General features: G+C 55.5%; 23 protein-coding genes, 2 tRNA genes and 1 pseudogene. 4 read left to right on the top strand and 22 right to left on the bottom strand.

Annotated features, from left to right (window positions below; genetic code table 11):
* Together GOB90_RS04615 and GOB90_RS04620 are read right to left on the bottom strand one after the other, a co-directional pair.
* Nucleotides 1-135: pseudogene (locus GOB90_RS04615) on the bottom strand (IS5/IS1182 family transposase); the annotation flags it as partial.
* A 74-nt stretch (nt 136-209) separates the two neighbouring features.
* The gene (locus tag GOB90_RS04620) at nt 210-1,382 is read right to left on the bottom strand and encodes an acyltransferase family protein (protein WP_146886510.1); all 1,173 of its coding nucleotides are present in this window, start codon (nt 1,380-1,382) and stop codon (nt 210-212) included.
* Between the two features lie 96 nt (nt 1,383-1,478).
* On the opposite strand from GOB90_RS04620, the gene GOB90_RS04625 reads away from it, so the two are divergent.
* Nucleotides 1,479-1,946, top strand: coding sequence for a DUF4112 domain-containing protein (locus tag GOB90_RS04625; protein ID WP_242011798.1), 468 nt, complete (start codon nt 1,479-1,481; stop codon nt 1,944-1,946).
* 4 nt (nt 1,947-1,950) lie between these two features.
* Here the strand turns inward: GOB90_RS04625 and uraH are convergent, their stop codons facing one another.
* The 16 genes from uraH to GOB90_RS04705 all read right to left on the bottom strand — a co-directional run bounded on the left by uraH (nt 1,951) and on the right by GOB90_RS04705 (nt 17,645).
* On the bottom strand, nt 1,951-2,304 hold the full coding sequence (gene uraH / locus GOB90_RS04630; RefSeq protein ID WP_146886512.1) for a hydroxyisourate hydrolase: 354 nt from the start codon (nt 2,302-2,304) through the stop codon (nt 1,951-1,953).
* The gene (uraD, locus tag GOB90_RS04635; protein ID WP_146886514.1) at nt 2,301-2,828 is read right to left on the bottom strand and encodes a 2-oxo-4-hydroxy-4-carboxy-5-ureidoimidazoline decarboxylase; all 528 of its coding nucleotides are present in this window, start codon (nt 2,826-2,828) and stop codon (nt 2,301-2,303) included. The genes uraH and uraD overlap by 4 nt, the downstream gene beginning before the upstream one ends.
* Entirely contained in the window at nt 2,825-3,739 is a 915-nt protein-coding gene (puuE, locus tag GOB90_RS04640) for an allantoinase PuuE (protein ID WP_146886516.1), read from the bottom strand. Before puuE ends, uraD begins: the two co-directional genes overlap by 4 nt.
* On the bottom strand, nt 3,736-4,992 hold the full coding sequence (locus GOB90_RS04645; RefSeq protein WP_146886518.1) for a pyridoxal-phosphate-dependent aminotransferase family protein: 1,257 nt from the start codon (nt 4,990-4,992) through the stop codon (nt 3,736-3,738). The genes puuE and GOB90_RS04645 overlap by 4 nt, the downstream gene beginning before the upstream one ends.
* A 17-nt stretch (nt 4,993-5,009) precedes the next feature.
* Complete coding sequence (locus tag GOB90_RS04650; RefSeq protein WP_146886520.1) at nt 5,010-6,323, bottom strand: allantoate amidohydrolase; 1,314 nt, start codon at nt 6,321-6,323, stop codon at nt 5,010-5,012.
* Nucleotides 6,317-7,912 carry a gamma-glutamyltransferase family protein gene (locus tag GOB90_RS04655; protein WP_146886661.1) on the bottom strand — a complete coding sequence of 532 codons (1,596 nt, stop codon included), beginning with the start codon at nt 7,910-7,912 and terminating at the stop codon, nt 6,317-6,319. The genes GOB90_RS04650 and GOB90_RS04655 overlap by 7 nt, the downstream gene beginning before the upstream one ends.
* Nucleotides 7,913-7,917: 5 nt before the next feature.
* Complete coding sequence (locus GOB90_RS04660) at nt 7,918-9,285, bottom strand: AtzE family amidohydrolase (protein ID WP_146886523.1); 1,368 nt, start codon at nt 9,283-9,285, stop codon at nt 7,918-7,920.
* Entirely contained in the window at nt 9,282-9,503 is a 222-nt protein-coding gene (locus GOB90_RS04665) for a DUF4089 domain-containing protein (RefSeq protein WP_242011799.1), read from the bottom strand. Before GOB90_RS04665 ends, GOB90_RS04660 begins: the two co-directional genes overlap by 4 nt.
* 272 nt (nt 9,504-9,775) lie before the next feature.
* Nucleotides 9,776-11,230 (bottom strand): NAD(P)-binding domain-containing protein, encoded by a 1,455-nt coding sequence (locus GOB90_RS04670; protein ID WP_146886525.1) that lies wholly within the window; start codon nt 11,228-11,230, stop codon nt 9,776-9,778.
* 255 nt (nt 11,231-11,485) lie between these two features.
* Nucleotides 11,486-12,472 carry an aldo/keto reductase gene (locus GOB90_RS04675; protein ID WP_146886527.1) on the bottom strand — a complete coding sequence of 329 codons (987 nt, stop codon included), beginning with the start codon at nt 12,470-12,472 and terminating at the stop codon, nt 11,486-11,488.
* Nucleotides 12,473-12,705: 233 nt separating this feature from the next.
* On the bottom strand, nt 12,706-13,485 hold the full coding sequence (locus GOB90_RS04680; RefSeq protein WP_173571929.1) for a DNA polymerase beta superfamily protein: 780 nt from the start codon (nt 13,483-13,485) through the stop codon (nt 12,706-12,708).
* A 162-nt stretch (nt 13,486-13,647) separates the two neighbouring features.
* Entirely contained in the window at nt 13,648-14,664 is a 1,017-nt protein-coding gene (gene moaA, locus GOB90_RS04685; protein WP_146886531.1) for a GTP 3',8-cyclase MoaA, read from the bottom strand.
* Between the two features lie 159 nt (nt 14,665-14,823).
* A complete protein-coding gene (locus GOB90_RS04690) occupies nt 14,824-15,006 on the bottom strand; it encodes a DUF3553 domain-containing protein (RefSeq protein WP_260175819.1) in 183 nt (60 codons plus the stop codon).
* Between the two features lie 25 nt (nt 15,007-15,031).
* Nucleotides 15,032-16,441: a phosphoglucomutase/phosphomannomutase PgmG gene (gene pgmG / locus GOB90_RS04695; RefSeq protein WP_146886533.1), complete on the bottom strand. Its 1,410-nt coding sequence runs from the start codon at nt 16,439-16,441 to the stop codon at nt 15,032-15,034.
* On the bottom strand, nt 16,438-17,319 hold the full coding sequence (galU, locus tag GOB90_RS04700; RefSeq protein ID WP_146886535.1) for a UTP--glucose-1-phosphate uridylyltransferase GalU: 882 nt from the start codon (nt 17,317-17,319) through the stop codon (nt 16,438-16,440). Before galU ends, pgmG begins: the two co-directional genes overlap by 4 nt.
* A gap of 240 nt (nt 17,320-17,559) precedes the next feature.
* Nucleotides 17,560-17,645: transfer RNA gene (locus GOB90_RS04705), tRNA-Leu, on the bottom strand.
* Nucleotides 17,646-17,701: 56 nt separating this feature from the next.
* Here GOB90_RS04705 and lipB point away from each other — a divergent pair.
* Nucleotides 17,702-18,457, top strand: a complete 756-nt coding sequence (gene lipB, locus GOB90_RS04710; RefSeq protein ID WP_146886537.1) for a lipoyl(octanoyl) transferase LipB — start codon at nt 17,702-17,704, stop codon at nt 18,455-18,457.
* A 106-nt stretch (nt 18,458-18,563) separates the two neighbouring features.
* Here the strand turns inward: lipB and GOB90_RS04715 are convergent, their stop codons facing one another.
* Both GOB90_RS04715 and GOB90_RS04720 read right to left on the bottom strand, forming a co-directional pair.
* Nucleotides 18,564-19,754: a phosphoserine transaminase gene (locus GOB90_RS04715; RefSeq protein WP_146886539.1), complete on the bottom strand. Its 1,191-nt coding sequence runs from the start codon at nt 19,752-19,754 to the stop codon at nt 18,564-18,566.
* An 18-nt stretch (nt 19,755-19,772) separates the two neighbouring features.
* Nucleotides 19,773-19,856: transfer RNA gene (locus tag GOB90_RS04720), tRNA-Leu, on the bottom strand.
* A gap of 278 nt (nt 19,857-20,134) precedes the next feature.
* Here GOB90_RS04720 and GOB90_RS04725 point away from each other — a divergent pair.
* Nucleotides 20,135-21,271: a glycosyltransferase family 4 protein gene (locus GOB90_RS04725; RefSeq protein ID WP_146886541.1), complete on the top strand. Its 1,137-nt coding sequence runs from the start codon at nt 20,135-20,137 to the stop codon at nt 21,269-21,271.
* Between the two features lie 15 nt (nt 21,272-21,286).
* Here GOB90_RS04725 and grxB read toward each other — a convergent pair whose 3' ends face one another.
* Together grxB and argC are read right to left on the bottom strand one after the other, a co-directional pair.
* Nucleotides 21,287-21,934 (bottom strand): glutaredoxin 2, encoded by a 648-nt coding sequence (grxB, locus tag GOB90_RS04730; protein WP_146886543.1) that lies wholly within the window; start codon nt 21,932-21,934, stop codon nt 21,287-21,289.
* Nucleotides 21,935-21,968: 34 nt separating this feature from the next.
* Nucleotides 21,969-22,910, bottom strand: a complete 942-nt coding sequence (gene argC / locus GOB90_RS04735) for an N-acetyl-gamma-glutamyl-phosphate reductase (RefSeq protein WP_146886545.1) — start codon at nt 22,908-22,910, stop codon at nt 21,969-21,971.
* 169 nt (nt 22,911-23,079) lie between these two features.
* Between argC and GOB90_RS04740 the strand changes: the two genes are divergently transcribed.
* Entirely contained in the window at nt 23,080-24,459 is a 1,380-nt protein-coding gene (locus GOB90_RS04740; protein WP_261765926.1) for an amino acid permease, read from the top strand.
* The last annotated feature ends 349 nt before the right edge of the window (nt 24,460-24,808 follow it).

The following is a 24,808-nucleotide window of genomic DNA, read 5'->3' on the forward strand; positions in this document are numbered from 1 at the left end:
AGCGCGATACCGATACAGCACCGCTTCCACAAACAGACGGTTATCCGCGGCCGTCCCGCCCACATGGCCTTCCCGGCCCGGAAGAAGATCCCTGATCTGCTCCCACTGACTCTCACTCAGAGCATACCGGCGCATCCACATATCCCCCCTGAAAACAGGAAGAAAACATCATGCATCGGACAAAAGTACAAGGCCCAGACCAGCAGGCGCTAACTGACGACACGCCCTAGTGCATGCCTGCGATTTTTCACCCTTTTTAATATCTCCCGCCCGATGCGATGCGATGGCCGTTCGACGAATGTGTAAAGCAAGAAGGCAACTAAAAAACAGAAAATTGTCACTACAGTAAGCAATACTATGCCCATAAATAAATTCTGATTCGGTAACCACGATAAGGTCGCCCAATAAATGAGTTGAATAACTATATAATGGATGATGTAGAACGAGAATGAAATGCGACCCATAAATAAAACTAAAGCTGAGGAAAGAAACCGACAGATTTCGCCCTTCTGATAATAGAGTCCAAAAATTAAAGCTGAAAAACTAAAGACCTCCAGCACTCCCAACACTGGAATAAAAATCGTTGCAATAAGAAAGCAGACCGCAGCCAGGTTAGTATATGAAGTCACTTTTGCTATGTCGTCGGGTAAAATACCACATGCTCTGTTGATTGTAATTCCTGCACAAAAACAAAAAAACATTCGAACAGCACCAAAGACCCCCGTCGGATTATTGTTTGCATGGTGCCCGAGAATAAGAAGGAAAGTCAGGATCGTAAGGCTTGTCACCGCTAGGAAAAGATTTGTTGTTGCAGATTTTATCTTGCTTGCAAGGTATGCAAGAGTTGGAAACATCAGATAACCGAGCACTTCAGCACTAAGCGTCCACGAAACGATATTCCATGTTCCCAGTTTAGCAAAAGTCCACGTCTGCACGAGCAGAAGTGTCTGGATGAACCCGAGCAATGAAAAACTATTCGCTTTATATGAAAAAGCAAAGTCCGTGTAAGAGCGTTCAAAAGAAACGTAACCCGGAAGAAGAATAACTATCGGAAGAAGACAAAAAAGAACAAACGTATTCAAAGGGTAAATGCGAAAAAATCGAGCAATAAAAAAATCCTCAATCGCACTACGATTTATTATTTCAAATTGTTTTTCATGAGCATGCATGAGAATGAAGCCGGACAGAACAAAAAAAAGATCAACAGCATGAAAGCCCAGAAAAAAAAAAAGATCAACAGCATGAAAGCCCAGAAAAAAAAATGAAGATCGTGCAACCCCATCACTATGCAGCGCAACAGCTGCCAGTTTCTGAATATGCGAAAGAAAAACCCAAAGCGCCGCAATGCCACGAACGCCGGTAAGTTCCGGAATATTCTTCATGAGCGTCGTCCGTGATAAAAATTGTCTGATAAAGACAATTTACTTACGATTTTTGTATTTATATTTAATTAACATATTTATGCCCTGCTGGCAAATTTGATCGAAGCGGATCGTATTGACCCAAGTGTCGGGAATGTTGCAATCACCTCGACTCATGCCCATTTCTGTCTTATGAGCACAAACGCTATATTTTCAGATGATGTTTTCCTGTCAATTGGCGCATCGCGCCTGTGCAGGCTCGAACGCCTGAAGCGTCTTGCCTGGCTATTAGACGCTTCATTCCAGATCCCAGGAACAAATTTCCGAATGGGCCTGGATGCTGTCATCGGCCTCGTGCCAGCCGGAGGCGCCGTTATCACGGCGCTGTTTTCACTCTATATCGTTTGGGAAGCTCGCGGGCTGGGCGCGCCCGTGTCCGTGCTTTTACGCATGCTCGCCAATGTCGCTGTTGAAACTGTTATAGATTGCATCCCCATCGCAGGTGATCTCGTCGACGCTGCCTTCAAGGCCAATCTACGTAACGTCGCCCTTCTCGAAGATTACCTGAACAGCAAATTACCCTGAACCATCAGCTGCCCCGATAGGTTGAGAACCCGAACGGCGAGACCAGCAGCGGCACGTGATAATGGCACCCCTCACCGTCGTCCGAAGATTCCGCAATACCGAATGCAATCGGAACCATATCCAGAAATGGCGGCTCACTCAGTGTTACATCCTGCGCCCGGAAATATGCCGCCACAGCGAACTCCAGCCTGTAAGCTCCGGCTTCGATTGATCCGATCTCTTTTAGTTCCGGGCATCGGCCATCATCATTCGTTACTCCGGAAAACAGAACAGTCTCACCGCGCCAGAGTGTAACCGCCACCCCCCTTGCAGGCTTACCGGAAACGAGATCAAGCACATGCGTCGACAGTGTACTCATGATTTGCTCTCCAGGTTCTTCAGCACATCAGTGCAGCGTAACGCTGCAATCTTATCAATCTCGGTCAGCGCCGTTCGCAACTCCGCTTCAGTTGTATTCTTTCCCCTTCGCGCCATCTCCGACAAAATCAGAGACTTATCGCTCCGGCGCACACAGATCACGAACGGCATCGCAAATCGCTCCCGGTAAGCATCGTTCAGCATATTGAACCGCACATATTCTTCTGGCGTCAGGCGATCCAGGCCAGCCGAAGCCTGTTCGGCCTGAGATGCCCGTGTGAGCGTTTCATCCACACCTGCCCGCCTTGCAAGTTCAGGGTGCTCCCTGACCAGAATAAACTGTTTTTCTTCCGGAGCTTCCGCAACAATTTGCCGGAATGCTGCCAGCAGCCTCGTTCGGTCGGTAAACGGTCCCTTGCTAAACGCCTCACGCGCAATCCATGGTGAGTGCTCATAAAGCATGCCAAAAGTCTGGATAAAGGAGACCTCATCCATCCTGTTTAAGGTAGCGAACACATCCGTCATGCCGGATGAACCTCCAGCCAGTGTCGTGCAATATCCAGCCGTGTCGCCACCCAGACCTGTTGTCGCGCCATTACATGATCCAGGAATCGCGCTACCGCTCGTGCCCGTCCCGGACGTCCTGCAATCCGGCAATGCAGTCCTACTGACATCATCCGGGGCTGTTCTTCACCTTCGTCCCACAGCTGATCAAACGTGTCCCGGAGATAGCGGTAAAACTGTTCCCCTTCCGTAAACCCGTTCAGCGCCACGATCTTCATATCGTTCGCATCCAGCGTATACGGCACGATCAGTTGCGCTCGGCCTGTTTTTGCCTGCCAGGTCCGGTCGTAATACGGCAAATCATCCGCATAAGAGTCGGCGTCATAAGTGAACCCTCCCTCTTCGGCGACCAGCCGCGCCGTATCAGGGCTTGTCCGTCCCTGGTACCAGCCCAGCGGACGTGTTCCGGTCAGCGCGGTCTGAATCGCTATGGCCTCGGCGATATGCTGTCGCTCCACGTCTGCCGGAACATCCTGATAGTCAATCCAGCGTAGCCCGTGGGATGCAATCTCCCATTCCGCCTTCATCATTGCATCGACAGCATCAGGGTTGCGCGCCAGCGCAAGTGCCACGCCGAATACTGTTACAGGCATCCGGCGCTCCGTAAATAAACGGTATAACCGCCAGAAACCGGCCCGCGAACCATATTCGTACAGGCTTTCCATCGCCATGGCCCGCACCCCGGGAATCGACCTCGCACCCACCATCTCGGAAAGAAATGCCTCGGACCCGACGTCGCCGTGCAGGACGCTGTTCTCGCCACCTTCCTCGTAATTGATGACAAACTGAACAGCGACACGAGCGGCGCCTGGCCACCGAGGTTGTGGCGGCAAAGCTCCGTAGCCGGTCATGTCACGAGGATAATCCTTCATTTCCGGATCGTCTCATCAGCTGCACCGGCATCCCACGCCATCAACGCCGCATCAACAGCCTCTCCACGCGGCATGGGATACCCCTGCCCGGCCAGAACCACCTCCAGCGCCCCCAATGTAATCAGCACTTTATGCTTCATAGCATTGTAGCCCATCGCTCCGATCCGCCAGATCTTCCCGATCAGTGGTCCGAATGCCGTGCCAATCTCAATTTCGAAGTCTTCGCGCATCCGCAGGCGTACCGCCTCGCCATCAACTCGATCTGGAATCCATACTCCTGTCACATTCGCCATGCGATACGCGTCATGACCGAATACCCGGAGCCCCATCGCCCGAAGCCCGGCCGTTACGGCAGCACCTGCCCTGCGATGCCGGTCAAACCGTGTCTCAAGCCCTTCCTCCAGCATGATCCGTGCGCATTCCCGTGCTCCGTAAAGCATTGTCGTCGCTTCGGTATGGTGATTCAGTCGTTTTTCGGACCAGTAGTCCATGACCATAGCCAGATCGAAATAATTTGACCCGATCCGTACGCCCTGCCCGTCCTGCGTCCCTGCTACCCGGATGCCCTGTTCGACATGGCGGCGCGAGAAAATGAACTCCGCCGCCTGCTCGGAAATCGTGATCGGCGCTGATCCCGGCGGTCCGCCCATACATTTCTGCAAGCCGGCCGAAACCACGTCGATCCCCCAGCCATCGACATCCACCGGATTGCCACCCAGCGTCGCCGTCGCATCCACATAGGACAACACGTCGTATTTCCGGCAGAGCGCGCCAACACCTTCCAAGGGTTGCGCCATTGTTGTCGAGGTGTCGCCATGGATACAGGCGAACACACGCGGACGATGCTCCTTTATCGCCGCTTCGATCTGCTCCAGGCTTGCTACCTCACCCCATTCCAGATCGATCGTGCGAATATCTGCCCCGATTCGCCCCGCGATCTCCGAAAGCAGCAGCCCGAAGCGACCCGCCCGGACAATCAGTATCCGTGTTCCCGGCTCCACCAGAGAAACCAGTGCTGCCTCAATCCCCGCGCGCGCCGTGCCGTCAATCAAAAATGTCCGACGATTATCTGTCATAAAAACCTGACGATACAACGCCATCGTTTCGTTCATGTAAGCCGTCATTTCCGGGTCAAACTGTCCCAGCATGTCCATGCTCATAGCCCGCAGGACACGCGGATACACGTTGATCGGGCCTGGTCCCATCAGAAGACGCTGCGGAGGATCAGTCGGCCCGAAAAAAGCTCCGGTCATTGTGTTTTTTCCTCTTCTCAGTCGGAGTGCTTTGAAACAGTGTCTGAGTTTTCCGCCGCAGCCAGACGTCTTACAAAATCAGTCAGCGCCCCAATGGCAATATCCACATCCTCCGCACGTACCGCCTCCGCCGGATTATGGCTGATGCCCCGCTCACACCGGATAAACAGCATCGCCATCGGGACCAGCCGCGCCATGATCATCGCATCATGGCCTGCTCCGCTCACCAGCACTCGCGCCGGGCTTCCGGTTACATCCGCTACCGCTGCCTCAAGCAACGCCAGGAGCCGTGGATCGCACGGCACACCCGCCAGATTTTCCCGAGGAATAATCTCCGCCCCGATCCCGCGCCTGTCTGCAATATGCCTGATCTGCTCAAGCACTGAATTGATCACGAGATCCCGGATCAATGCTGATCCGGCTCTTACATCAATCGTAAAAATCACATCGCCGGGCACAACATTGACCACATCTGGCCAGACCCGCAACGACCCGACCGTCGCCACAAGACAATCTCTGCCCTCGTACGCCCTTGCCGTCGCTTCGATCGCCAGCACCATTTCAGCGGCTGCCGCAAGAGCATCCTGTCGCAGCGCCATAGCCATGGTCCCGGCATGACCAGCCGTGCCATGCAGTTTCACCTCATACCGACGTTGTGCCGCGATCCCGCTGACGACCCCGATCGCGCGGCCTTCGGCCTCCAGCGCGGGCCCCTGTTCGATATGGGCTTCTACATAACCGATAAGTTCAGAGGCCTCCCGCCCCGCGCGCGCCATCCCTCGCGCCGTCAGCCCTGCCGCGTTGAGCGCCTGGGCGACTGTCACTCCGTCCACATCCTGCAGATCTGCAAAGGTTGTGCCGGGATCATCCTCTTCCAGGACGCCGGCCACAGCCCGCGTCGTTAGCATCGTGACCGGAAAGCGAGAGCCTTCCTCATCCCCGAAACCGATGATTTCCAGTGCAAAGGGAAACCGTTCGCCCCGCTCATGAAAAGAGGATACGACCTCGATCGCCGCGATCACGCCCAGAATCCCGTCATATCGCCCGCCATCACGCACGGAATCCAGATGGGAGCCGAACAGCAGCGCCGGCGCCCCGGGGATCAAACCCTCGTACCGCCCGATCATATTGGAGGCACTGTCCTGTCGGGCATCCATTCCCGCCTCGCGCATCCAGTCAGCAACTGTCTCGACTGTCGACTGAAAGCCTGGCCCCAGCCATGGCCGAAACAGCAGACCAGCTTCATCGCTGAACGGCTTATCACCCAGCCGGTCACAACGCGCCACAGCACGTTCGCCGCGCGACAAAAACTTCTGCTCTTCACTCACCATGCAGCAACACTCCCATCACTGCGCGGATCGCTCGCTCCCTCAATCACTCCGTCAATATGACTCACCAGCGCTCCGGCATGACCCATTATTGAGGTAAATGGTGCTACACGCTCCAGCGCGTGGCCCGCCGCCCCCAGATACCCGATCAGTTCCGATGCAAACCGATCCTCATATTTGAGTGTGACACTTTCATCACCCCAGGTCTTGCCAAGCAGCCAGCGCGGTGCCGTCACAGCCGTCTGCAATCCCATCCCGTACCGAGCGTAACGAGAGAACACAGCCGCCTGAGTCTGCGGTTGTCCCTCACCGCCCATCGTGCCGTAAACCATTACCCGCCCGTCATCGAACTTTGCCGCCGCCGGATTGAGAGTATGAAAAGGCTTCCGCCCCGGACGCAGTGCATTCCACCCATCTTCCGCCAGCCGGAAACCCGCTCCGCGATTCTGCCAGACAATCCCTGTCTGCGGCAGAACGATTCCTGAGCCAAACTCGAAATACGTGCTCTGAATCACTGAGACCGAAAGCCCGGACGCATCTGCAGCTCCGAGCCAGACTGTATCACCCACCTGAGACGGGTACGGCCAGGGCATTGCCCGTTCCGGATCGATCGAGGCTGTCATCGCGTCCAGTGCCGCCGGATCATCGAGAACGTGCTGCGCCTCAATACACATGTAAGCGGGATCACCCACATGTGTGTCCCGATACCGAAACGCCTGTTTTGTCGCCTCAATCAGTCCGTGAATATGCGCGAAACTCTCGCCCTCATCCGCCTTCAGCCGGTCGAACAACGCCAGGATCAGCAATGAAGCGACCCCCTGAGTCGGCGGTGCCATATTGAACAGTCTCGCGTTCCGCACCCGGACTGACAGCGGATCACGCAGTTGTGCTTTATGCCCGGCGAGATCCGCCGCACTCACCGGACTACCCGCCGTCGCCAGATCCTCCGCGATCCGCTTCGCCAGCACGCCCTCGTAAAAACCCGATAGTCCGCTGGAGGACAACTCCCGAAGCGTCACTCCAAGAGCTGGATTCCGCAGGATTTCACCTTCGACAAGAGGCCGTCCATCTGGCTCGAAAACCGATGCATAACCCGGCACCGTTTTGAGTTCTGCCGATTTCTCCCGCGCGATCGCCGCACCACCCGCCGTCATCGGCACACCCTCTTCCGCGTACCCGATCGCCTCGCCAAGAATCTGCGCCAGTGACAATGTTCCGCCGCGCTCAGCCTTCGCCCGCTCAAGCGCCAGCGCCCAGCCCGATACCGTACCTGCCACCGTATTCGCCGCCAGCGGTCCCCGCCAGGGCACGGCAGTCAGCCCCGCCCTGCGATATAGTGCCAGATCTGCAGCAGCAGCCGCTCCGCCGCAGGCGTCGATCGTCTCCACTCGTCCGTCCGGCCAGCAGATCAGCCAGAACCCGTCTCCGCCGATTGAGGTCATATGCGGATAAACGACAGCCAAGGTTGCCGCCGTAGCCACTGCGGCTTCGATCGCGGACCCGCCGGCCCGCAGCACTTGCAGTCCGGCCTGAGACGCAAGATGATGCGGCGCCGTTACCATACCGCGCAAAGACCGGGCCGTATGCAGCATCATCGTCAGTTCTCACCTTGTCCAGCAGCACCACGCACCGGATAACCAAGCAGCCCGGCATGTTCCAGAGCCGCTCCCAGTGTGAACAGCGCCTGTTCCTGCCCGGGGGCTGCAATAATCTGCACCCCGAGTGGCAGCTCCGCGACAGGTTCCGCACCCGGCGCTATCGGCGCGGCCAGGATCGGGAAACCCGCCAATGTCAGTGGCTGCGTAAACAACCCCAGATTGGCCCGTGCCGACACAGCCTCTCCACCCACCGTAATCGTCGGCTGATCGATCCGTGGCGCAGGTCCGACCGTTGCCGGTGCGATCAGAATGTCTGTTTCCCGAAATACCTCATGTAGATGCTCCCGAAACCAGTTCCGCAATCGATGCGCCTGAATGATTGGAGACGCCGGCAACAGCGCGCCGGCCATCAGCCTGTCCCGCGTCGCCGGATCGTATTCCGGTGCCTGGTGTCGCAGTCTCGGCAAATGCAGATTTCCTCCTTCAGAGGCTGTAATAATAAACGCTGCTGCCCGTGCCCGCGCTACCTCTGGCAACCCGACAGTTTTCGTGGAGGAAAGAAACCCCATAATCCGGTCAATGCCGTCGATCAGCCCGGGCGCCAGATCACGCTCGAACCAGCCGCCAAGACGTGCTACACGTAACGCTCCGACATCGGGCTCCTCGCCTCCGGCCTTGCCATCCATCGCCTCAAACGCAAGTTTCAGATCGGTGGAATTCCCGGCAAAAGGTCCGATGGTATCGAAACTTGCCGCAAACGGATAAATTCCTTCAAGCGGTAACCGTCCCTGAGTTGGTCGCAAACCCCAGACACCACACAGGGCCGCAGGAACCCGGATCGATCCGTTTGTATCCGATCCGAGCGTTACTGGCAGCATTCCCGCTGCCACCGCTGCCGCCGATCCACCTGAGGATCCGCCGGCCAGCCGTTCCGTATCGCGCGGATTTCTTGTCGTTCCGTAATGAGAATTTTCGGTCGCAAACCCGTATGCGAACTCATCCATGTTCAGCGTCGCGACCGGAATCGCTCCGGCCGCAACCAGCCGTCGGACCACCGCCGCGTCCCGCACTGCCGGAGGATTTTTCTTTAACACAGTGGAGCCCGCCGTCGTGACAATCCCCTCCATATCGAAAAGATCTTTCACTCCGAACGGTACCCCGACCAGCGGCCCTACCGGCTCACCATTCGCAATCCGTGCGTCAATCAACCCGGCTGCCCTCAACGCCCGATCCGCCAGAAGCCGCGTTACACAACCATAAGCCTGATCATGTGTTTCCAGCGTATGCAGCGTAGTCTCAATGACCTCCCGCGCCGTACGCAGGCCAAAACGAATATTGTCCGCCAGTGTAGCTGCGCTCAGCGTCATGGCACATATCCAAATGCAGGCTCGCAGTCATCCGGAAGAACCAGTCCGTCAACCAGCGCAACATAACCACGCAGAGTTTCGATGTTGAATATCACACCCGGCAGACAGTCATCAGGAATTACAAGATCAACCTGGCGCGCCAGAACAGCCACGTCCCGCGCCATCTCCAGAACTGCGGCGCGCTCCTTATCGTCATCGTCGGACCGGATTCCTGCCATGGTCTGCATCTCCCTGTGTCGGTGCTTTTTCCAATATAACGCAGCATCATGTCTCTCACGATCCCCGCTTTGGATCATCACATAAAACAGGTTCCCGGAAACTGTTTCAAAAGCATCTCTGTATGTAAACCAACGCGCTTTCTTGCACTTTAATGCTTACGCACGCTCGGGTCGTATTACCTCAAAACATAAAAATACGAGCAATGAGTTCTTCGTCCGCCGCAATACCTGAAACACTCCTTCAATCTTCAGAAGTCGAACTCTGATGATCATTATTCAACGGGTGGTTCAGTGCTCACAAGCTCAGGCGTATTATAGGCCAGCAAACTGTCGAGATGATACTGTCCATCCGTCACAAACAGATCCCGTGTCAGTCCGCGTACCAATCGCTCCACACCAAAGCGCATTCCGCTGATCGACGACCCGGACAGCCCCATGCTCGGCGTCGCCGAAAATGTGAAATTATGAATCGCTGCCAGCATTGGCGCCTTCGGATCAGAAGCTGTTTTGGGCAGAAACTGATAGACATCGCCAAGATAGGGGTGCGCGGCGATTGTCGCATGCCACTCGCCCTCCGGCGGTGCAAACCGATCTCTCCAGAGCGCGACAGAGGATGCAAAGGACGCTGTTTCCGGACGCTGCGCAAGATCAACCGTAAAGCCGGTACCGATGATCACAAAATCATATCGCTTCTGGCCCAGAGGCGTAGACACCACGATTTCGTCATCTTCCATCCGCACGGCATCCCAGGAACATCCTGTATGAAAAGTAAAATTCTTATGTCGTCGACAGCGCCAGAACGTATCCTGCGGCGGCGGCTGATTCAGATCATAGATATGCGCCATAAACCGCCAGCGCAGCAGATCCGGAAGTGCAGCGAACTGTGACAGAAAGCCTGTATTTTCCATCCAGCGATACGGATTAACTGACGGCACAACTTTGCGACGCAGACACAGATCGACCGACCCGACGCCCGCCTCAAGCGCAGTCGCCGCGTTGTCAAAAGCCGAAGCCCCCGCCCCCAGAACACCGATCCGCTTTCCACGCAGTGCTTCGAAATCAATTGCCTCTGACGTATGTGCGAAACGCTCACGCGGCAGCGCCTCCCGAATGAATGCCGGCGTGTTCCAGCATCCACCTCCGTCAATCCCGGTTGCTAGCACCAGTTTACGCGCATAACGCACAGCCTCATTCCCGGCTGAATCTGCAAAAGTCAGCTTCAGAACACCGTTTTCCCAGGCCACATGCTGAAAACTGCGATCATTCTCTACTGGCAGTCCGAGTGTGTCACGATACCAGTCAAGATAAGACTGCCAGTCATGCCGCGAGATTTTGTTCAGATCCTCCCATGCGTCATTCCCGTAACGTGCTTCAAACCACGCCCGCGGCGTCAGGCTGGGCACCCCAAGATCCGGACCCGTCACATATTTTGGTGTTCGTAGTGTAATCATGCGGGCAAATGTTACCCACGGCCCCTCGCCACCACGATGCGCCCGGTCAAATACGCAGACATTATCGATATTAAGCCGCTTAAGAGCAAAAGCCGCAGCCAGACCACCCTGGCCTGCTCCGATGATCGCAACATCCAGCACCGGCTGTCCGTTATGTTCCGTGCGCTTCATCCAGTCCGTCCGCGGATAGCGGATCAGATCAAGATCGCGTTTCGCCTTCTCTGCCAACGCCTTCAATCTGGTCTCATTATGTCGGGTTTCAGCAGGTCCGGCCATTTTTACACCCTCAGATCGTTCTGAATTCGCACCATACACAATTCACGGACGGCATGCTGCGTTTTGGAACGGATGGTCGCGCCCCCCGACGCGACCGAGTGATTCCCCCACTCGCACCATCCTGAGATCGAAACTAACGGCTTTCCCCAGTGCATCGTCCAGTACAATATTCTGACCAGACCGTTGTCATTTCAGCAACAGGCAGCTCATACGGAAGGCGTACCTCTCAAGGCACGCCGCCTTTCCGATTAACAATCAGACGTCCGGAGGCGCCATAAACTCAGGTCCCACCGGATCAGGAATATCCCGCGTCAGAATCTCGTCGATCTCACGCATATCCTGTTCACTCAGAGACCAGCCCGATGCCTCGTCGACACCGCTGATCTGGGCCGGACGTCGTGCGCCCCACAAAGCAATTGTCGGCCCCCGATCCAGAATCCATCGGATCGCAAGCGCCAGAAGTGATTTTCCATGACGATCTGCAACTGTCTTCAGATCATCAACGGCTTTCAGATACTGACCAAATCGTGGCTGCTGAAACTTCGGATCAGAACTTCTCAGATCATCCTTTCCGAATTTTGAATCAGCATTCATCTTCCCGGAAAGTAATCCACGACACAGCGGGCCATAGGCCAGAGCCACAAGATCATGCTTCTTTGCGTAAGGGAGAATGTCTTTCTCAATCTCACGTTCGAAAAGATTATACGGCGGCTGAATTGCCGCCAGCGGCGCCTCAGCACGGAATTCGTCAAGCTGAGCCACAGAGAAATTACTTACTCCCAGCGCCAGAACCTTGCCCTCTTTCCGCAGGGCCTCAAGTATTTTCGCAACCTCGCCTATGCTCACCTTCGGATCCGGCCAGTGGACCTGGATCAGATCAATGCGATCCGTTCGCAGACGCTTCAGCGAGTCTTCAACTTCCTGCCGAAGCCGCTCCGGATGACTATCCCGGAAAACCTTTCCGTCTTTCCAGTTCAGTCCCAGCTTCGTAGCCAGCAGCACTTTGTTACGCCGTCCTTCGACAGCTTTACCTACAACCTCTTCTGAATGACCAAACCCATAAACCGGCGCCGTATCAATCAGGTTAATCCCGAGATCCAGTGCCTCATGCACCGTTTTTATGGCGTTATCATCATCCGGCCCTCCCCACATCCAGCCGCCAATAGCCCAGGTGCCCAACGCAATACGTGAAGCCGGAAAAGGCAATCCCGGGATAGAGATGCTTTCAATACTCTCCGCCATCAGAATATCCTTCTTTTAGCTGTGTTTACTCGTAAACGGCCTTAAACACCCCGAGTGGTGAAACGCCTGCACGTCCCGTTTATTCCGCATAGCCTCCGAACCGGAAATGATCTGGAGTATGGAAAAGGCAGATTATCATAGCTGCATTATTCAGGCGGGAATCAGACACGCCATGTCAGTAATTCCGCTCTTCTGAATCTATTTCCAAAGGCAGCGGAAAACGGGCAGATATTTCAACCGAACCGACGTATCAGTTCAGCATAAAAGTGGTCAAATGGAGGTAACTCCATCTGTTCGCTTTCTTCAATGTCAACGTTCCTGAGACGCTGAAGTTCTGCAAGAAAAAACACCTGAGATCTCGGTGACGGCGGAACAGGCGCTCCTTTTGGAGCCGCCGCATTCGCATCAATCAAAACATCAATCTCCGAGCACAGATCTTCATCCAGCCCGTCACAAAGCATGCTGAAATCACCCGGAACAACACCGCGTTTGTCAGCAATCCAGCGTGCGGCCAATATTGCCCGCATAGCGTCGATAAACTCAGCGCTCGTTGTCGTGCTGCCCAGTTTCCATCCACCGAGAAGCTTCTGAGCGAGATCGAGTTCACGCAGGTAGTCAGATGCCGGACGCATACTTCGTACCGAAAAACTGCGCAGGCGTGTCAATACGTCTGTATCGACACGATATGTCACAGCACTTCGGAGCCACGAGGTCTTTTCTGCATCCTCGTTTTTCATTGTTTTCAAGAGCCGCCCGATATCCCATCCGGTCAGCGTAAAATCATCTGATACAGGAAGTTCAACCAGATCCGCTCCTGGTATCAGCTGCAAATACCAGTCAAGACGATGAACATACACAAACTGAACCCGATGCGGGCTGTCCAGACAGGGCGCGCCGCCGCCACGAGGTCCGGAATCCAGGGCCAGAATAATCCGGGAATCAAGCGATTCTTCAATCTGTTCGAGAGAGCGTTCAATAATCTCCATAATTTCCGAACTTACTTTATTGATCACGCTCATTCCTGGCCTCGTTACGCACGCCAGCCGGATCAGACACGAGACTCCTTAAAAAACGGAGAATCCCCGGCTCCGGCAATTTACAGAAACAATGTCATTTCCAGGAAACAAAGCGTCAACTCTCAACCACCTCTGACAGAAGATGTTTACGCGATAAAATCAGCCACCTGTGACGCTCATATGACGTGCCGGCCCCTGCACAGCCCCATTCCCGCCTGAAATAAGAAAATCGTGACGCATCGGCTTATGAGTAAGTGCATCATTGATTGCAGCAAGAATATCCTCATCCGAACCACCAGCCCGCATGATGCCACGCAGATCAGTCGCGCCTTCAGAGCCAAGGCATGTATAAAGCTGTCCCGTACAGGAGAGCCGTACTCTGTTACAGGTGTCGCAGAAATTATGGCTCATCGGTGTAATAAACCCCAGTCTGCGCCCCGTCTCAGCAATCCGGACATAACGTGCCGGACCGGCCACACCTGCAGGCTGCCCCTCCAGCGTCCAGCGTCGCTCAATATCACGTCGAACATCAGACAGCGGCAGATAATGCTCGCGGCGATCCTCTCCCGTCTCGCCCATGGGCATCGTCTCAATCAGGCACAAATCCGCACCGATTTCGCCACACCACCGAATCAGATCATCAAACTCATCATCATTTACCCCGGCCATCGCCACGGTGTTGATTCTCACTGCCAGGCCGGCTTTCCTGGCCACCCCCACTCCACGCAATGTCTGATCCAGCCGACCGCGACGCGTAATCTTTTCGAAACGATCATCCCGAAGCGTATCAAGACTAACATTGATCCGTCTGATTCCCGCCTCAGCCAGCGCCGAGGCATGTGTGGAAAGCTGACTTCCATTTGTCGTCAGAGTCAGTTCATCCAGACGCCCTGGTGCATGTTCTGACCATAGCCAGCGACCGATCCGGCCAATAAACCCGTCAATTCCCCGTCGAACCAGAGGCTCACCGCCAGTCAGCCTGATGCGTTTCACTCCCCGATTGATAAAAATCGCGCACAGCCGCTCCATCTCGTCAAAGTCGAGAACATCCTGACGCGGTAAAAAAACCATATCTTCCGCCATGCAATACACACAGCGCATATCGCACCGATCCGTCACCGAAACGCGGAGATAAGAAATGTGTCTGCCATAACTATCAATGAAACTGGACTGCATCGGTCCTGTATACCGCAAAACCACTCTGCCGGTGAAGCCTTGCTGCTGCAAGGCACGCCTGCCAGAAAGCAGCGGGACAACCACCTCAAAACTACTGCGCTAAAAAATTATCTTTTAAAATAAACAGGCTAAAATCTGTCTGGATTCAATATTTAACTGTTAAATAACAACAAGTTCAATGATTCTCGCGTCTAACATAATCTTCCCGACATGTTCAAAATTCACCGTCACGCGCGAGCCAATAGCTGACTGAACCTGTCCCGGCCCCCATTCGGGATGGTCAGGGTGCATGACCCACTGTCCAGGCTCCAGAAAGGAACGGAAGGCGCTCTGATCGGACAAGACACCTCCCGTTTCCACGGATCACTCAGTGACCGGCATTCTCACCTGAAAAATCAGGCTTCTCAAGCCCGGACTTCTCAAGCTGAACAGTCAGCGCCTGTTTCAGATTCTCCAGTCCCTGCGCGCTCTTGCCTTCAGCGCGAGCCACAAGCACAGCCTGAGTATTGGATGCACGCAGCAGCCACCAGCCGTCTGGCGTGTTCACGCGAACACCATCGATCTCGGAGACATTCGCGCCATCTTTGCGAAGCCGTTCCGCGACTTCCTCAATCACCTTGAACTTACGATGATCGTCGCAATCAAAGCGGATCTCCGGTGTAGAAATCGTCGCAGGAAGCGCCTCCCGGAATGAAGACAGCGGCTTATCCATCCGTGCGACAATCCCGAGCACGCGGATCGCTGCGTAGATCGCATCATCAAAACCATACCATTTATCGGCAAAGAAGATGTGCCCGGACATTTCACCAGCAAGTGGCGACTTCGTCTCAGCCATTTTCGACTTAATCAGCGAATGTCCCGTACGCCACATCAGTGGCTCACCACCAGCCTTTTTCACCTCGTCAAACAACACCTGGCTGGCTTTGACATCGGCAATGATCGTACCACCGGGATGCTGCTTTAACACATCACGAGCCAGCAGAACCAGGATTTGATCGCCCCAGAGAATTTCGCCTTTGTCGTCAATCAGACCGATACGATCCGCATCACCGTCAAAAGCAATCCCCAGATCAGCCTTATCTTTTTTCACAGCGTCAATCAGCTGTGTCAGATTACTGGCTACCGTAGGATCAGGGTGATGCGCCGGGAAATTTCCGTCGACCTCACCGTTCAGAACAATGTGTTCACCTGGCAGTCTGACCAGCAGATCCTTCAGAATGTCACCGGCAACACTGTTGCCATTATCCCAGACAACTTTCAGCTTACGATCACCACCATCGTAGTCCTTGAGCAGTCGGGTAATATACTGCTCTTTGATATCGATGGTCCTGACCGTACCTTTCGCTTCAGGAACGACTTCACCGGTATGTGACAGATGCCCCAGATGCTTGATCTGCTCACCAAAGAATGGCTTACCGGCCAGCATCATCTTAAATCCGTTATAATTCGCCGGATTATGGCTACCTGTGACCATAATGGCCCCGTCTGCTTTCAGCGTAACGGATCCAAAATACAGCATCGGCGTTGGCCCGCGTCCGATGCGAATCACATCTGCACCGGAAGCCACTGCCCCGTTTACGAGCGCCTCTTCAAGAGAGGGTGACGACAAGCGCCCATCATAGCCGATTACAACGGTCTTACCGCCATTCCCGATCACAATACTGGCAAAAGTGCGCCCGATCGCATAGGCATCCTCAACAGTCAGTGTCTTCCCGACGATACCGCGGATGTCATATTCACGGAGACTCGTCGGTTCGAATGTATGTTTAAAACTCATGCTGCCGCTCCGTTATATTTCTTAAGAAACGTACGGACATCTCCGGCAAGTTCAGGTCGCTCCAGCGCAAAGGCAATTTGCGCCTCAAGGAAACCGATCTTGTTGCCGCAATCGAACCGCTTGCCTTCATAACGCAAACCATGGAATGGCGTTTTTCCGATTGTCTTTGCCATCGCATCTGTAAGCTGAACTTCGCCACCAGCTCCTTTTTCAAGCAGCGCCAGGAACGGCATGATCTCAGGAGTCAGCACGTAACGTCCGATGATGGACAGGTTTGAAGGCGCATCTTCGGGCTTCGGTTTCTCAACCAGCCCTGTGATCTCGACGAGCTTACCATCGTCCTTGCCAGGTTTCAGGATTCCGTAGCGGTTTGTCTGCTCCCGAGGCACCTCCTCAACCGCAACCACACTGCCACCCGTTTCATAATAAGCATCAGCAAGCTGCTTCAGGCATGGAACACCGGACTGAACGATGTCATCAGGCAGCAAAATGGCGAACGGATCGTCGCCGATAAAGCTGCGGGCGCACCAGATCGCGTGTCCCAGCCCCATAGGCTCCTGCTGACGGACCGCAACGAGCGAACCCGCTTCAATGCTGCTGGGCTCCAGTGCCTTAAGCGCCTCAATCTTGTTCCGTGCCCGCAGTGTATGTTCAAGCTCGAAAGCAACATCGAAATAATCAATCAGAGAATCTTTGCCGCGGCCCGTAATCAGGCAAATTTCCTCGATTCCTGCCGCGCGAGCTTCGTCAACAGCGTACTGTATCAGAGGCTTATCTACGACGGGCAGCATTTCCTTCGGCATGGCCTTTGTGGCGGGAAGAAACCGGGTGCCCAGCCCGGCAACAGGCAGGACGGCTTTACGTAAAGGCTTTGTCACGAAATGATACCTTCATCCATGATGCGGCAGACAGAGCACGCGGTCAGCGCGCACCCCGAGCGGATACGCGACTGTAGATCGGTCTTAACCATTCATTCTAGTGCTGAAGGACGTTAAAAACGCAGCAAATGCGCGACATAATGTTGATCACGTCGATCTGATCTGCAGTCAGGACATCCCGGCCCCGCCCGCATCACAGACTGCTACTCTAAATATTAGATTTTATTCTGAAAAAATCACTGGTGCGGCCGAGAAGACTCGAACTTCCACAGGGTTTCCCCCACAAGCACCTCAAGCTTGCGCGTCTACCATTCCGCCACGGCCGCCCGTGACAACCGGCACTAACTAAGTGATACCGGAGGAGTGGAGGGGCGTATAACCTATGACTGACCAGGCTGCAACGGCAGAACAAACGATTCGCGAAGAAGATTTTATTCCGGTCTTACGGGAGGAAGTGAATGGCGGTGGGAAACCGCTCTTGTGGGAGCGATCCGGTAAGCTTATCCCCTATCCGGTTGCTATCGCCCGGATGGAAAAAACCGTTCATAATATTCGCTGCGAGAATGCTGAAGAGCGAATCTGGCTCCTTGAACACCCATCTCTCTTCACTGCAGGCACATCGGCAAAAGAAGCCGATCTCTTCAATCCACGTAGTTACCCCACATATCCGGCCGGACGTGGCGGCCAGTGGACTTATCACGGACCCGGTCAGCGCGTGGCTTATCTGATGCTTGATCTTCAGCGCCAGCACGGCCCGGTCCCGGCCCGGGATCTCCGCGCCTATGTGTGCTTTCTCGAAGGCTGGCTCATTGCTACTCTTGCTCGCTTCAACGTTAAAGGCGAACGCCGCGATGGTCGTGTCGGCGTCTGGGTCATTGATCCGCACACGGGCATCGAAGCTAAAATTGCCGCACTCGGAGTCAGAGTCACACGCTGGGTCAGCTGGCACGGAATCTCGCTTAACGTCGATCCGGATCTTTCAGCTTTCGAAGGTATCGTCCCCTGCGGAATCAGTGATTACGGCGTAACAAGTCTCCGCCACCTTGGAATCGACGCCGACATGGCTGCAGTAGATACCATTCTGCGGGAAGAATGGTGCCGACTGATTAGCAATGAACCGATCTCCTGTCTTCTCTGACAGATAATCACAGCGAAACGAGGAGCGCACATCACACCTCTCTGCTTGTGGTCGTTTGATGACGGCAAGAGCTCCCATCCGGAGAAAGCTAACGCCTGCCAATTTCTCAATCAGTAAACCCGGCCCGAACCACAGCCTCCGCCCAGTCCAGCCACGGCAGCAACGCCTCCACATCGCTCACCTCGATCGTCGCCCCGCACCAGATCCGTAAACCCGGTGGCGCATCACGATAACTCGCAATATCGAACGCCACGCCCTCATCGTTCAGCAGCCTGGCAATTTGCTTCGCTGCCTTCATACGCGTGTCGGGCTCCAGCGCCACAAACCATGGCGCCGTAATCCGGAAACAAACTGATGTACCTGAACGAATATCCGCATTCTCTGCCAGGAATGTTGCCCAGTCAGATGCGGCCTCCCATTTCGTCAGCACCGCAAGATTTGCCTGACTCCGCGCCTTCAGTGCTGCCAGACCGCCCACATTTTCAGCCCATTTCAGGGAATCAGTCGCATCCTCAACACATAGCATCGAAGGCGTGTTGATCGTGTCACCCTTAAAAATACCTTCAATGAGCTTTTCTTTCGAAGTCAGCCGAAACACTTTCGGTAACGGGCGCGGCGCCGGACCCGATTCAAGTCGCGCCACCGCCCGTGGTGACAATGCCAGCATCCCGTGCGCCGCTTCGCCACCCAGAGCCTTCTGCCAGGACCAGGTCACAACGTCGAGTTTCCCCCACGGAAGATCCATCGCAAACGCCGCTGACGTTGCGTCGCAGATCACCAGTCCGTCATGTTCAGTCGGAATGGCCGCATCATCCGGAAACCGCACACCTGATGTCGTCCCGTTCCACGCCAACACTACATCCCGCGACCAGTCCACAGCAGCAAGATCCGGCAACTGCCCGTAATCTGCTGTCAAAACCCGGGCATCAACCCCGAGTTGCGCCGTAATATCGTTCGCCCATGTCGCTGAAAAACTTTCAAACGCCAAAACATCCACAGGGCATGATCCAAGCAGGGACCACAGAGCCATTTCCACCGCACCGGTATCCGATCCCGGAACAATCCCAAGCCGCCAGTTTTCTGGCATTTCCAGTACCCGTGCCGATCGGTCGATCACTTCTTTCAGCCGCTCGCGTCCTTCCGGCGAACGATGCGACCGACCCAGCAACGCTCCTGAGAGCACTTCAATCGTCCACCCTGGTCGTTTGGCACAAGGGCCGGACGAGAAATTCGGGTTCGCCGGACGAATATCGGGCTTACGAAGAGAAAAGGAAGCGGGAACTACAGTGGATGTCATAACCTGTCCGGGACTGATTGGTGCGAAAGGGGGGATTCGAACCCCCATGCCTTGCGGCGGTCGATTTTGAGTCGACTGCGTCTACCGTTCCGCCACTCTCGCAACGGGATGCTTTCTATCAGCAACGGCGTTTCGGGGAAAGAGACCTGTGCAATCAAGTCAAACACTCCGCGTCACTTGTTATGTTATGCCGGGGTTACAGTTCGATGCCGAAATGCATTATTTCCCCATCATTCCGCCGCGATACTCGACAGGCACAGATGCACCCTCAGATATTTCCTGATGGCGCCTTATATTTCATGCTGCCATTTCCTCTCGTCCTTTCGTGTACGCACGTCACAATAAAGCCACGTCGATACAGGGTGGCGGAGCCCCGGCCCATGCGCATCGCTTACATAATTAATTCGCTTGAAGGAGGAGGCGCAGCAACTGGCCTCAGGCCCGTCGTTTCTTTCCTCCGCGACGCTGGTCACTCTGTCACCATTTTTGCTCTGACCCCCCGGGATCGCCGGGCAGAAAGCTGGTTTATTGCTGAAGGCTTCGAAGTCCGGACCCGGGAGGGCGGCGAAAAAGATCATCGTGCCGCTTTCACTTGGCTCAGCCAGGAGGTCGCTGACCTTGATCCCACTCATATCTGGACCTCGCTTACTCGCGCCACCCTGCTCGGACAACTCGTCGGACAGCGTCATCGCATTCCGGTGGTAAGCTGGCAGCACAATGCCTGGCTGAAATGGGACAACCGCATTCTGCTGCGTCTGATGCGGCGCCTCTCCTGCCACTGGATTGCTGATTCTGCTTTCGTGGCCGACCTGACCCGACAACGTCTTGACCTCTCCGACGAGCGGGTCAGTTCATGGCCGATTTTCTCAGCCTCTCCTGAAACAGCCCAGGCCCGCCCCTGGTGCCGGGGCGAAACCATTCGGATTGGTTCCCTCGGCCGGCTTCATACCGCCAAAGGCTACGACATCCTCTGCGCCGCCCTGCGTCTTCTACCTCAGGAAGGACTGCCGGATTTTAAAATTTCCATTGGCGGGAAAGGAAAAGAAGAAGCTAACCTTCAGTCCGGGATCAGTGAAGCAAACCTGAACTGCATCCGACTGGAGGGCTTTGTCGGCAACACGCAGGCTTTCCTCGCAGGTCAGCATCTCTACATACAGCCATCGCGGCGTGAAGGATTTTGCATCGCCGCTCACGAAGCCATGCAGGCCGGTCTGGGGGTCATTGCCTCATCCGTTGGCGAACTTTCCCATTCCGTGAAAAATAACGTCACAGGCTGGCAGGTTCCGCCCGAAAACCCTCAGGCTCTGGCAGATGTACTTGTCACAGCCCTGAGAAATCCTGAACGTCTTGAAGCCATCGGAACCGCCGCCCGGGCTCACGTCCTGAAAATGTTCGGTCCTGCCCGCTTTCATGCTGCCGGTCAGCGGGTCATGGACAGCATTCCGGGCGCTGTCGCTGACAGCCGGAAATCGATCATCGAAAACGTCCTGGTTTCACCTCTCCCGGATGCGGCCTGAAAAACCGGAACGCTCTCAGGCCGCATCATTATCCAGCAACGGTACGCCCGACATCCGTGACATCGTCTGCCGGTATGCATCAACTGCCGGCGGATAAATAATTCCGGCAATAAGCGACAGACTGTGTAACTGCGCAAACAGATGAATGTCATCTGTCGATAACAGCCCGTTCACAGCCTCCGGCGATCTGATCAGCGGTGCCAGCACCTGAAGCTGACTGTTCAGCGCCGCGATCAGATCTGAGCGATCACCCAGCAGATCGCTGAATGGCCCAACAGACGGTTCCTTCTTCCGTACGAAATAAGCTCGTGCCGCTGTCGTGGCAAATTCCGGAAACGGCGCACATGCCGCACGCGGCAGAAACAGCCGGTAAAGTGGTCCGCTACTGCCATTCAGCCATGGCCCGATTTCCGGGGAAACCGGCCCTGTCAGCACGGGCGCCCCGTCCATCTCATCAATACGTGTGACGATATCCATGCTCTCACCCATGAATCGTCCGTCTTCTTCAAGGATGGGCAACAGCTTTTTACCGATCATCCTGATTGGCGTGGCTTCGTCATCGTTCAGAAGAATAACCGGCTCGTAAGCAATGTCTCTGAGACCGAAAATCATCCGTGCTTTCACGCAGAATGGACAATGATCATAAACGTATAGTTTCAGCATCTTATCTTTTCTCCGATCATATCGGACACCCGGCTCACAGAATGCTCACTTCAGGAGAAATTCCGAGCATAAGAGCAATATTCTGAATGGCCGCCCCGGATGCGCCTTTACCGAGATTATCCAGTCTTGCTGTCAGAACGACATGCCGCTGATCCGCATCGGAATGGACCCGGAGTTCCATTCTGTCTGACCCGGCCAGAGCATCCGCCGTCAGTGTCTGCTCTGCCTTGCACACACTGACAAAGCCCGAAGTCACATAATGTTCCTCAAGTACCTGCCGCAGCTCTGCCGCATGCACCTTCCGGTTCAGACGATCCAGGTGCAGCGGAACAGATACAATCATTCCCCGTGGAAAATGACCTACCGAAGGCACGAAGATCGGTTGCCGCGTCAGACGCGTGTGTTCCGTAATCTCCGGAATATGCTTATGTCCGAGCCCCAGCCCATATAACAGAAACGGTGGTCCCCCGTTCCGCTCCTGCGCCTCAATCATGTTTCGGCCGCCACCGGTGTAGCCACTCACTGCGTTGATCGAAATCGGGAAGTCCGCCGGAAGCACGCCCGCATCGATAAGCGGTCGCAGCAGAGCGATCGCTCCTGTCGGATAACATCCCGGATTGGAAACACGGCTGGCGTTACGAATGAGTTCAGGCTGATCTGATGACAGTTCGGGGAAACCGTAAACCCAGTCGGGGGCGGTTCGAAATGCTGTGCTGGCATCAAGAATCTTCGGTGCCCGGCCGCCGGATGTGGCGATATGCCCAACCATTCCGACTGCCTCGCGCGAGGCATCGTCCGGCAGGCACAGCACCACCAGATCGCTGGCTGCCATCGCTTCCATCCGTGCCTCGGGATCTTTGCGCCGCGCAGGGTCGATCGAATGGATCCGCACTGGCAGAGACAACAGACGCTCACGTATCCCAAGCCCTGTCGTGCCGGCTTCTCCATCAATAAAGACTGTCGGTTCCTGTATCATCAGCCTGTCTCCCGCCCTGCAATCCTTTCAGCTTTATAACCATGCAGACCATCCCGCGCGAATCAGGCTGTCTGTCTCGCTGGCGAAACATGTTGCGCCTGCCCTTCCCCTTCGGCAGTCTGCCCCGAAGACAGATCACAACGAACAGGGTCAGCGAGGTTCCCGCAGCGTGTATCCAGCCAGTCCGTCATCCGCCGCTCCGGCCAGCCCTCCACGTGATTCCGTCAGCCAGCTCAAAACCCGTCACATTGCCATGATCGCCCTTGGGGGGGTCATCGGCGCAGGTCTCTTTGTTGGCAGCAGTGCTGCCATTGCCAGCGCCGGACCGGGGGTTCTTCTTACCTTCGCGTTCACCGGAGCGCTTGTTGTTACCGTCATGCGGGTACTTGGCGAGATGCTTATCGCCCGCCCCGGGCTGGGCTCTTTTGTCGATTATATCCGTGCCGGATGCGGCTCCTGCGCCGGCTTCGTTTCCGGCTGGCTGTACTGGGGATTCTGGGTTGTCACGGTGGGCAGCGAATCAATTGCCGGGGCCATTCTTCTCCAGGACTGGATACATCTTCCGGTCTGGATCATGGCCACGACGCTTGTCATTCTGGTCGCTCTCGTCAATCTCACGGCTGTCGGTGTCTTTGGTGAGTTTGAATTCTGGCTCTCTCTGGTCAAAGTCTCCTGCATCGCTGGCTTCTGCGCCCTTGGTGGTCTTTATCTTACCGGTTTGCTGGGCGGACATCCCGCGCCGCTCGTCACGCTCACCGGGCATGGTGGTTTTCTGCCGCACGGCATCGGTGCGCTTGCCGCTGTTCTGCCGACCGTCCTGTTCTCGATGATGGGGTCTGAAATTGCGACTGTCGCCGCGGCGGAATCCAGTGACGCGCCCCGCAACCTCGCCCGGGTGACACGCACCATCGGCACCAGGATCACGGTTTTCTTCATAGCTTCGATCCTGCTTATTCTCTGTATCAAGCCATGGGATGATATCTATCCCGGTCAGTCTCCCTTTGTTCTGGCCATGGATGTTATCGGTGTTCCGGGTGCGGCTTTTCTCGTGCGGCTTGTCGTTCTGAGCGCTGTCATTTCCTGCCTGAACTCCGCTCTTTTCGTCACGGCCCGGACGCTGCGCAATCTTGCCCGGCAGAACGAAGCGCCGGCGGCGTTTGCGCGTGCGTCCCGGACCGGCGCTCCTCGCGCGGCCGTGGCTTTTTCCGGTGTCGTTGGTCTTTTCGTGGCCTTTTCCTCCGTGCTGGCACCGGGAACCGTGTTTGCGTTCCTTCTGGGTGCCACCGGGGCTGTCATTCTGTTTATCTATCTGCTGATTGTCGTCGCGCATTTGCGGATGCGGCGCGGCATGGAGGCTTCCGGCGAGGTCTGGGCTTTCAGTTCCGTTCCGTTCTTTCCGCTGGCCAACTATCTGACCATGGGGGCGGTCATGGTTGTTGTCGTGGGCATGGTGATCGATCCCGCCCAGCGTATGACTCTGATCGCCAGTGTGGGCTCCACTCTTTTCGCAGTAGTGGCATGGCGGCTTTCGCGGAAAAAAGCCGTTTAGGGGCGCTGCCGGCGAGCGTTTTTCGGGCTGAGTTTTCCAGATGGGGTGGGAGTATTTTCGTCCGGCGTCACGGATTGTTTCGATGGCAGGCTGCGGGTGGGACGGGCTGGTGTGGGGCATGGATCGGGCTGACGTGAAGTAAGAGTGGTGGCGGGATGGCACGGGAGAGGCTCCTGCCCGGGAGGACCTGGGAGCGTGTTTGTCTCCGGTGGGGATGTGAGGGATTTATTTTTCCGGGTGGGGGTTGGCGCGCCTGGGGACGAGGGCGGATTCCAGAGAGTTATGGATGTTTTTGTTGTAATTCCGGAATGTTTTGTGGGGACACTGGTCTGCTTTGGGGGAAAACAGA

The organism is Acetobacter oeni, from assembly GCF_011516825.1.
Lineage (GTDB): Bacteria > Pseudomonadota > Alphaproteobacteria > Acetobacterales > Acetobacteraceae > Acetobacter > Acetobacter oeni.

What these genes read in the sequence shown, in the direction of transcription:
- GOB90_RS04620 (WP_146886510.1), bottom strand. Translation starts at nt 1,382, where the DNA reads ATGAAGAATATTCCGGAACTTACCGGCGTTCGTGGCATTGCGGCGCTT.
- uraH (WP_146886512.1), bottom strand. Translation starts at nt 2,304, where the DNA reads ATGAGTACACTGTCGACGCATGTGCTTGATCTCGTTTCCGGTAAGCCT.
- uraD (WP_146886514.1), bottom strand. Translation starts at nt 2,828, where the DNA reads ATGACGGATGTGTTCGCTACCTTAAACAGGATGGATGAGGTCTCCTTT.
- puuE (WP_146886516.1), bottom strand. Translation starts at nt 3,739, where the DNA reads ATGAAGGATTATCCTCGTGACATGACCGGCTACGGAGCTTTGCCGCCA.
- GOB90_RS04645 (WP_146886518.1), bottom strand. Translation starts at nt 4,992, where the DNA reads ATGACCGGAGCTTTTTTCGGGCCGACTGATCCTCCGCAGCGTCTTCTG.
- GOB90_RS04650 (WP_146886520.1), bottom strand. Translation starts at nt 6,323, where the DNA reads ATGGTGAGTGAAGAGCAGAAGTTTTTGTCGCGCGGCGAACGTGCTGTG.
- GOB90_RS04655 (WP_146886661.1), bottom strand. Translation starts at nt 7,912, where the DNA reads ATGCTGCATACGGCCCGGTCTTTGCGCGGTATGGTAACGGCGCCGCAT.
- GOB90_RS04660 (WP_146886523.1), bottom strand. Translation starts at nt 9,285, where the DNA reads ATGACGCTGAGCGCAGCTACACTGGCGGACAATATTCGTTTTGGCCTG.
- GOB90_RS04665 (WP_242011799.1), bottom strand. Translation starts at nt 9,503, where the DNA reads ATGGCAGGAATCCGGTCCGACGATGACGATAAGGAGCGCGCCGCAGTT.
- GOB90_RS04670 (WP_146886525.1), bottom strand. Translation starts at nt 11,230, where the DNA reads ATGGCCGGACCTGCTGAAACCCGACATAATGAGACCAGATTGAAGGCG.
- GOB90_RS04675 (WP_146886527.1), bottom strand. Translation starts at nt 12,472, where the DNA reads ATGGCGGAGAGTATTGAAAGCATCTCTATCCCGGGATTGCCTTTTCCG.
- moaA (WP_146886531.1), bottom strand. Translation starts at nt 14,664, where the DNA reads ATGCAGTCCAGTTTCATTGATAGTTATGGCAGACACATTTCTTATCTC.
- pgmG (WP_146886533.1), bottom strand. Translation starts at nt 16,441, where the DNA reads ATGAGTTTTAAACATACATTCGAACCGACGAGTCTCCGTGAATATGAC.
- lipB (WP_146886537.1), top strand. Translation starts at nt 17,702, where the DNA reads ATGACTGACCAGGCTGCAACGGCAGAACAAACGATTCGCGAAGAAGAT.
- GOB90_RS04715 (WP_146886539.1), bottom strand. Translation starts at nt 19,754, where the DNA reads ATGACATCCACTGTAGTTCCCGCTTCCTTTTCTCTTCGTAAGCCCGAT.
- GOB90_RS04725 (WP_146886541.1), top strand. Translation starts at nt 20,135, where the DNA reads ATGCGCATCGCTTACATAATTAATTCGCTTGAAGGAGGAGGCGCAGCA.
- grxB (WP_146886543.1), bottom strand. Translation starts at nt 21,934, where the DNA reads ATGCTGAAACTATACGTTTATGATCATTGTCCATTCTGCGTGAAAGCA.
- argC (WP_146886545.1), bottom strand. Translation starts at nt 22,910, where the DNA reads ATGATACAGGAACCGACAGTCTTTATTGATGGAGAAGCCGGCACGACA.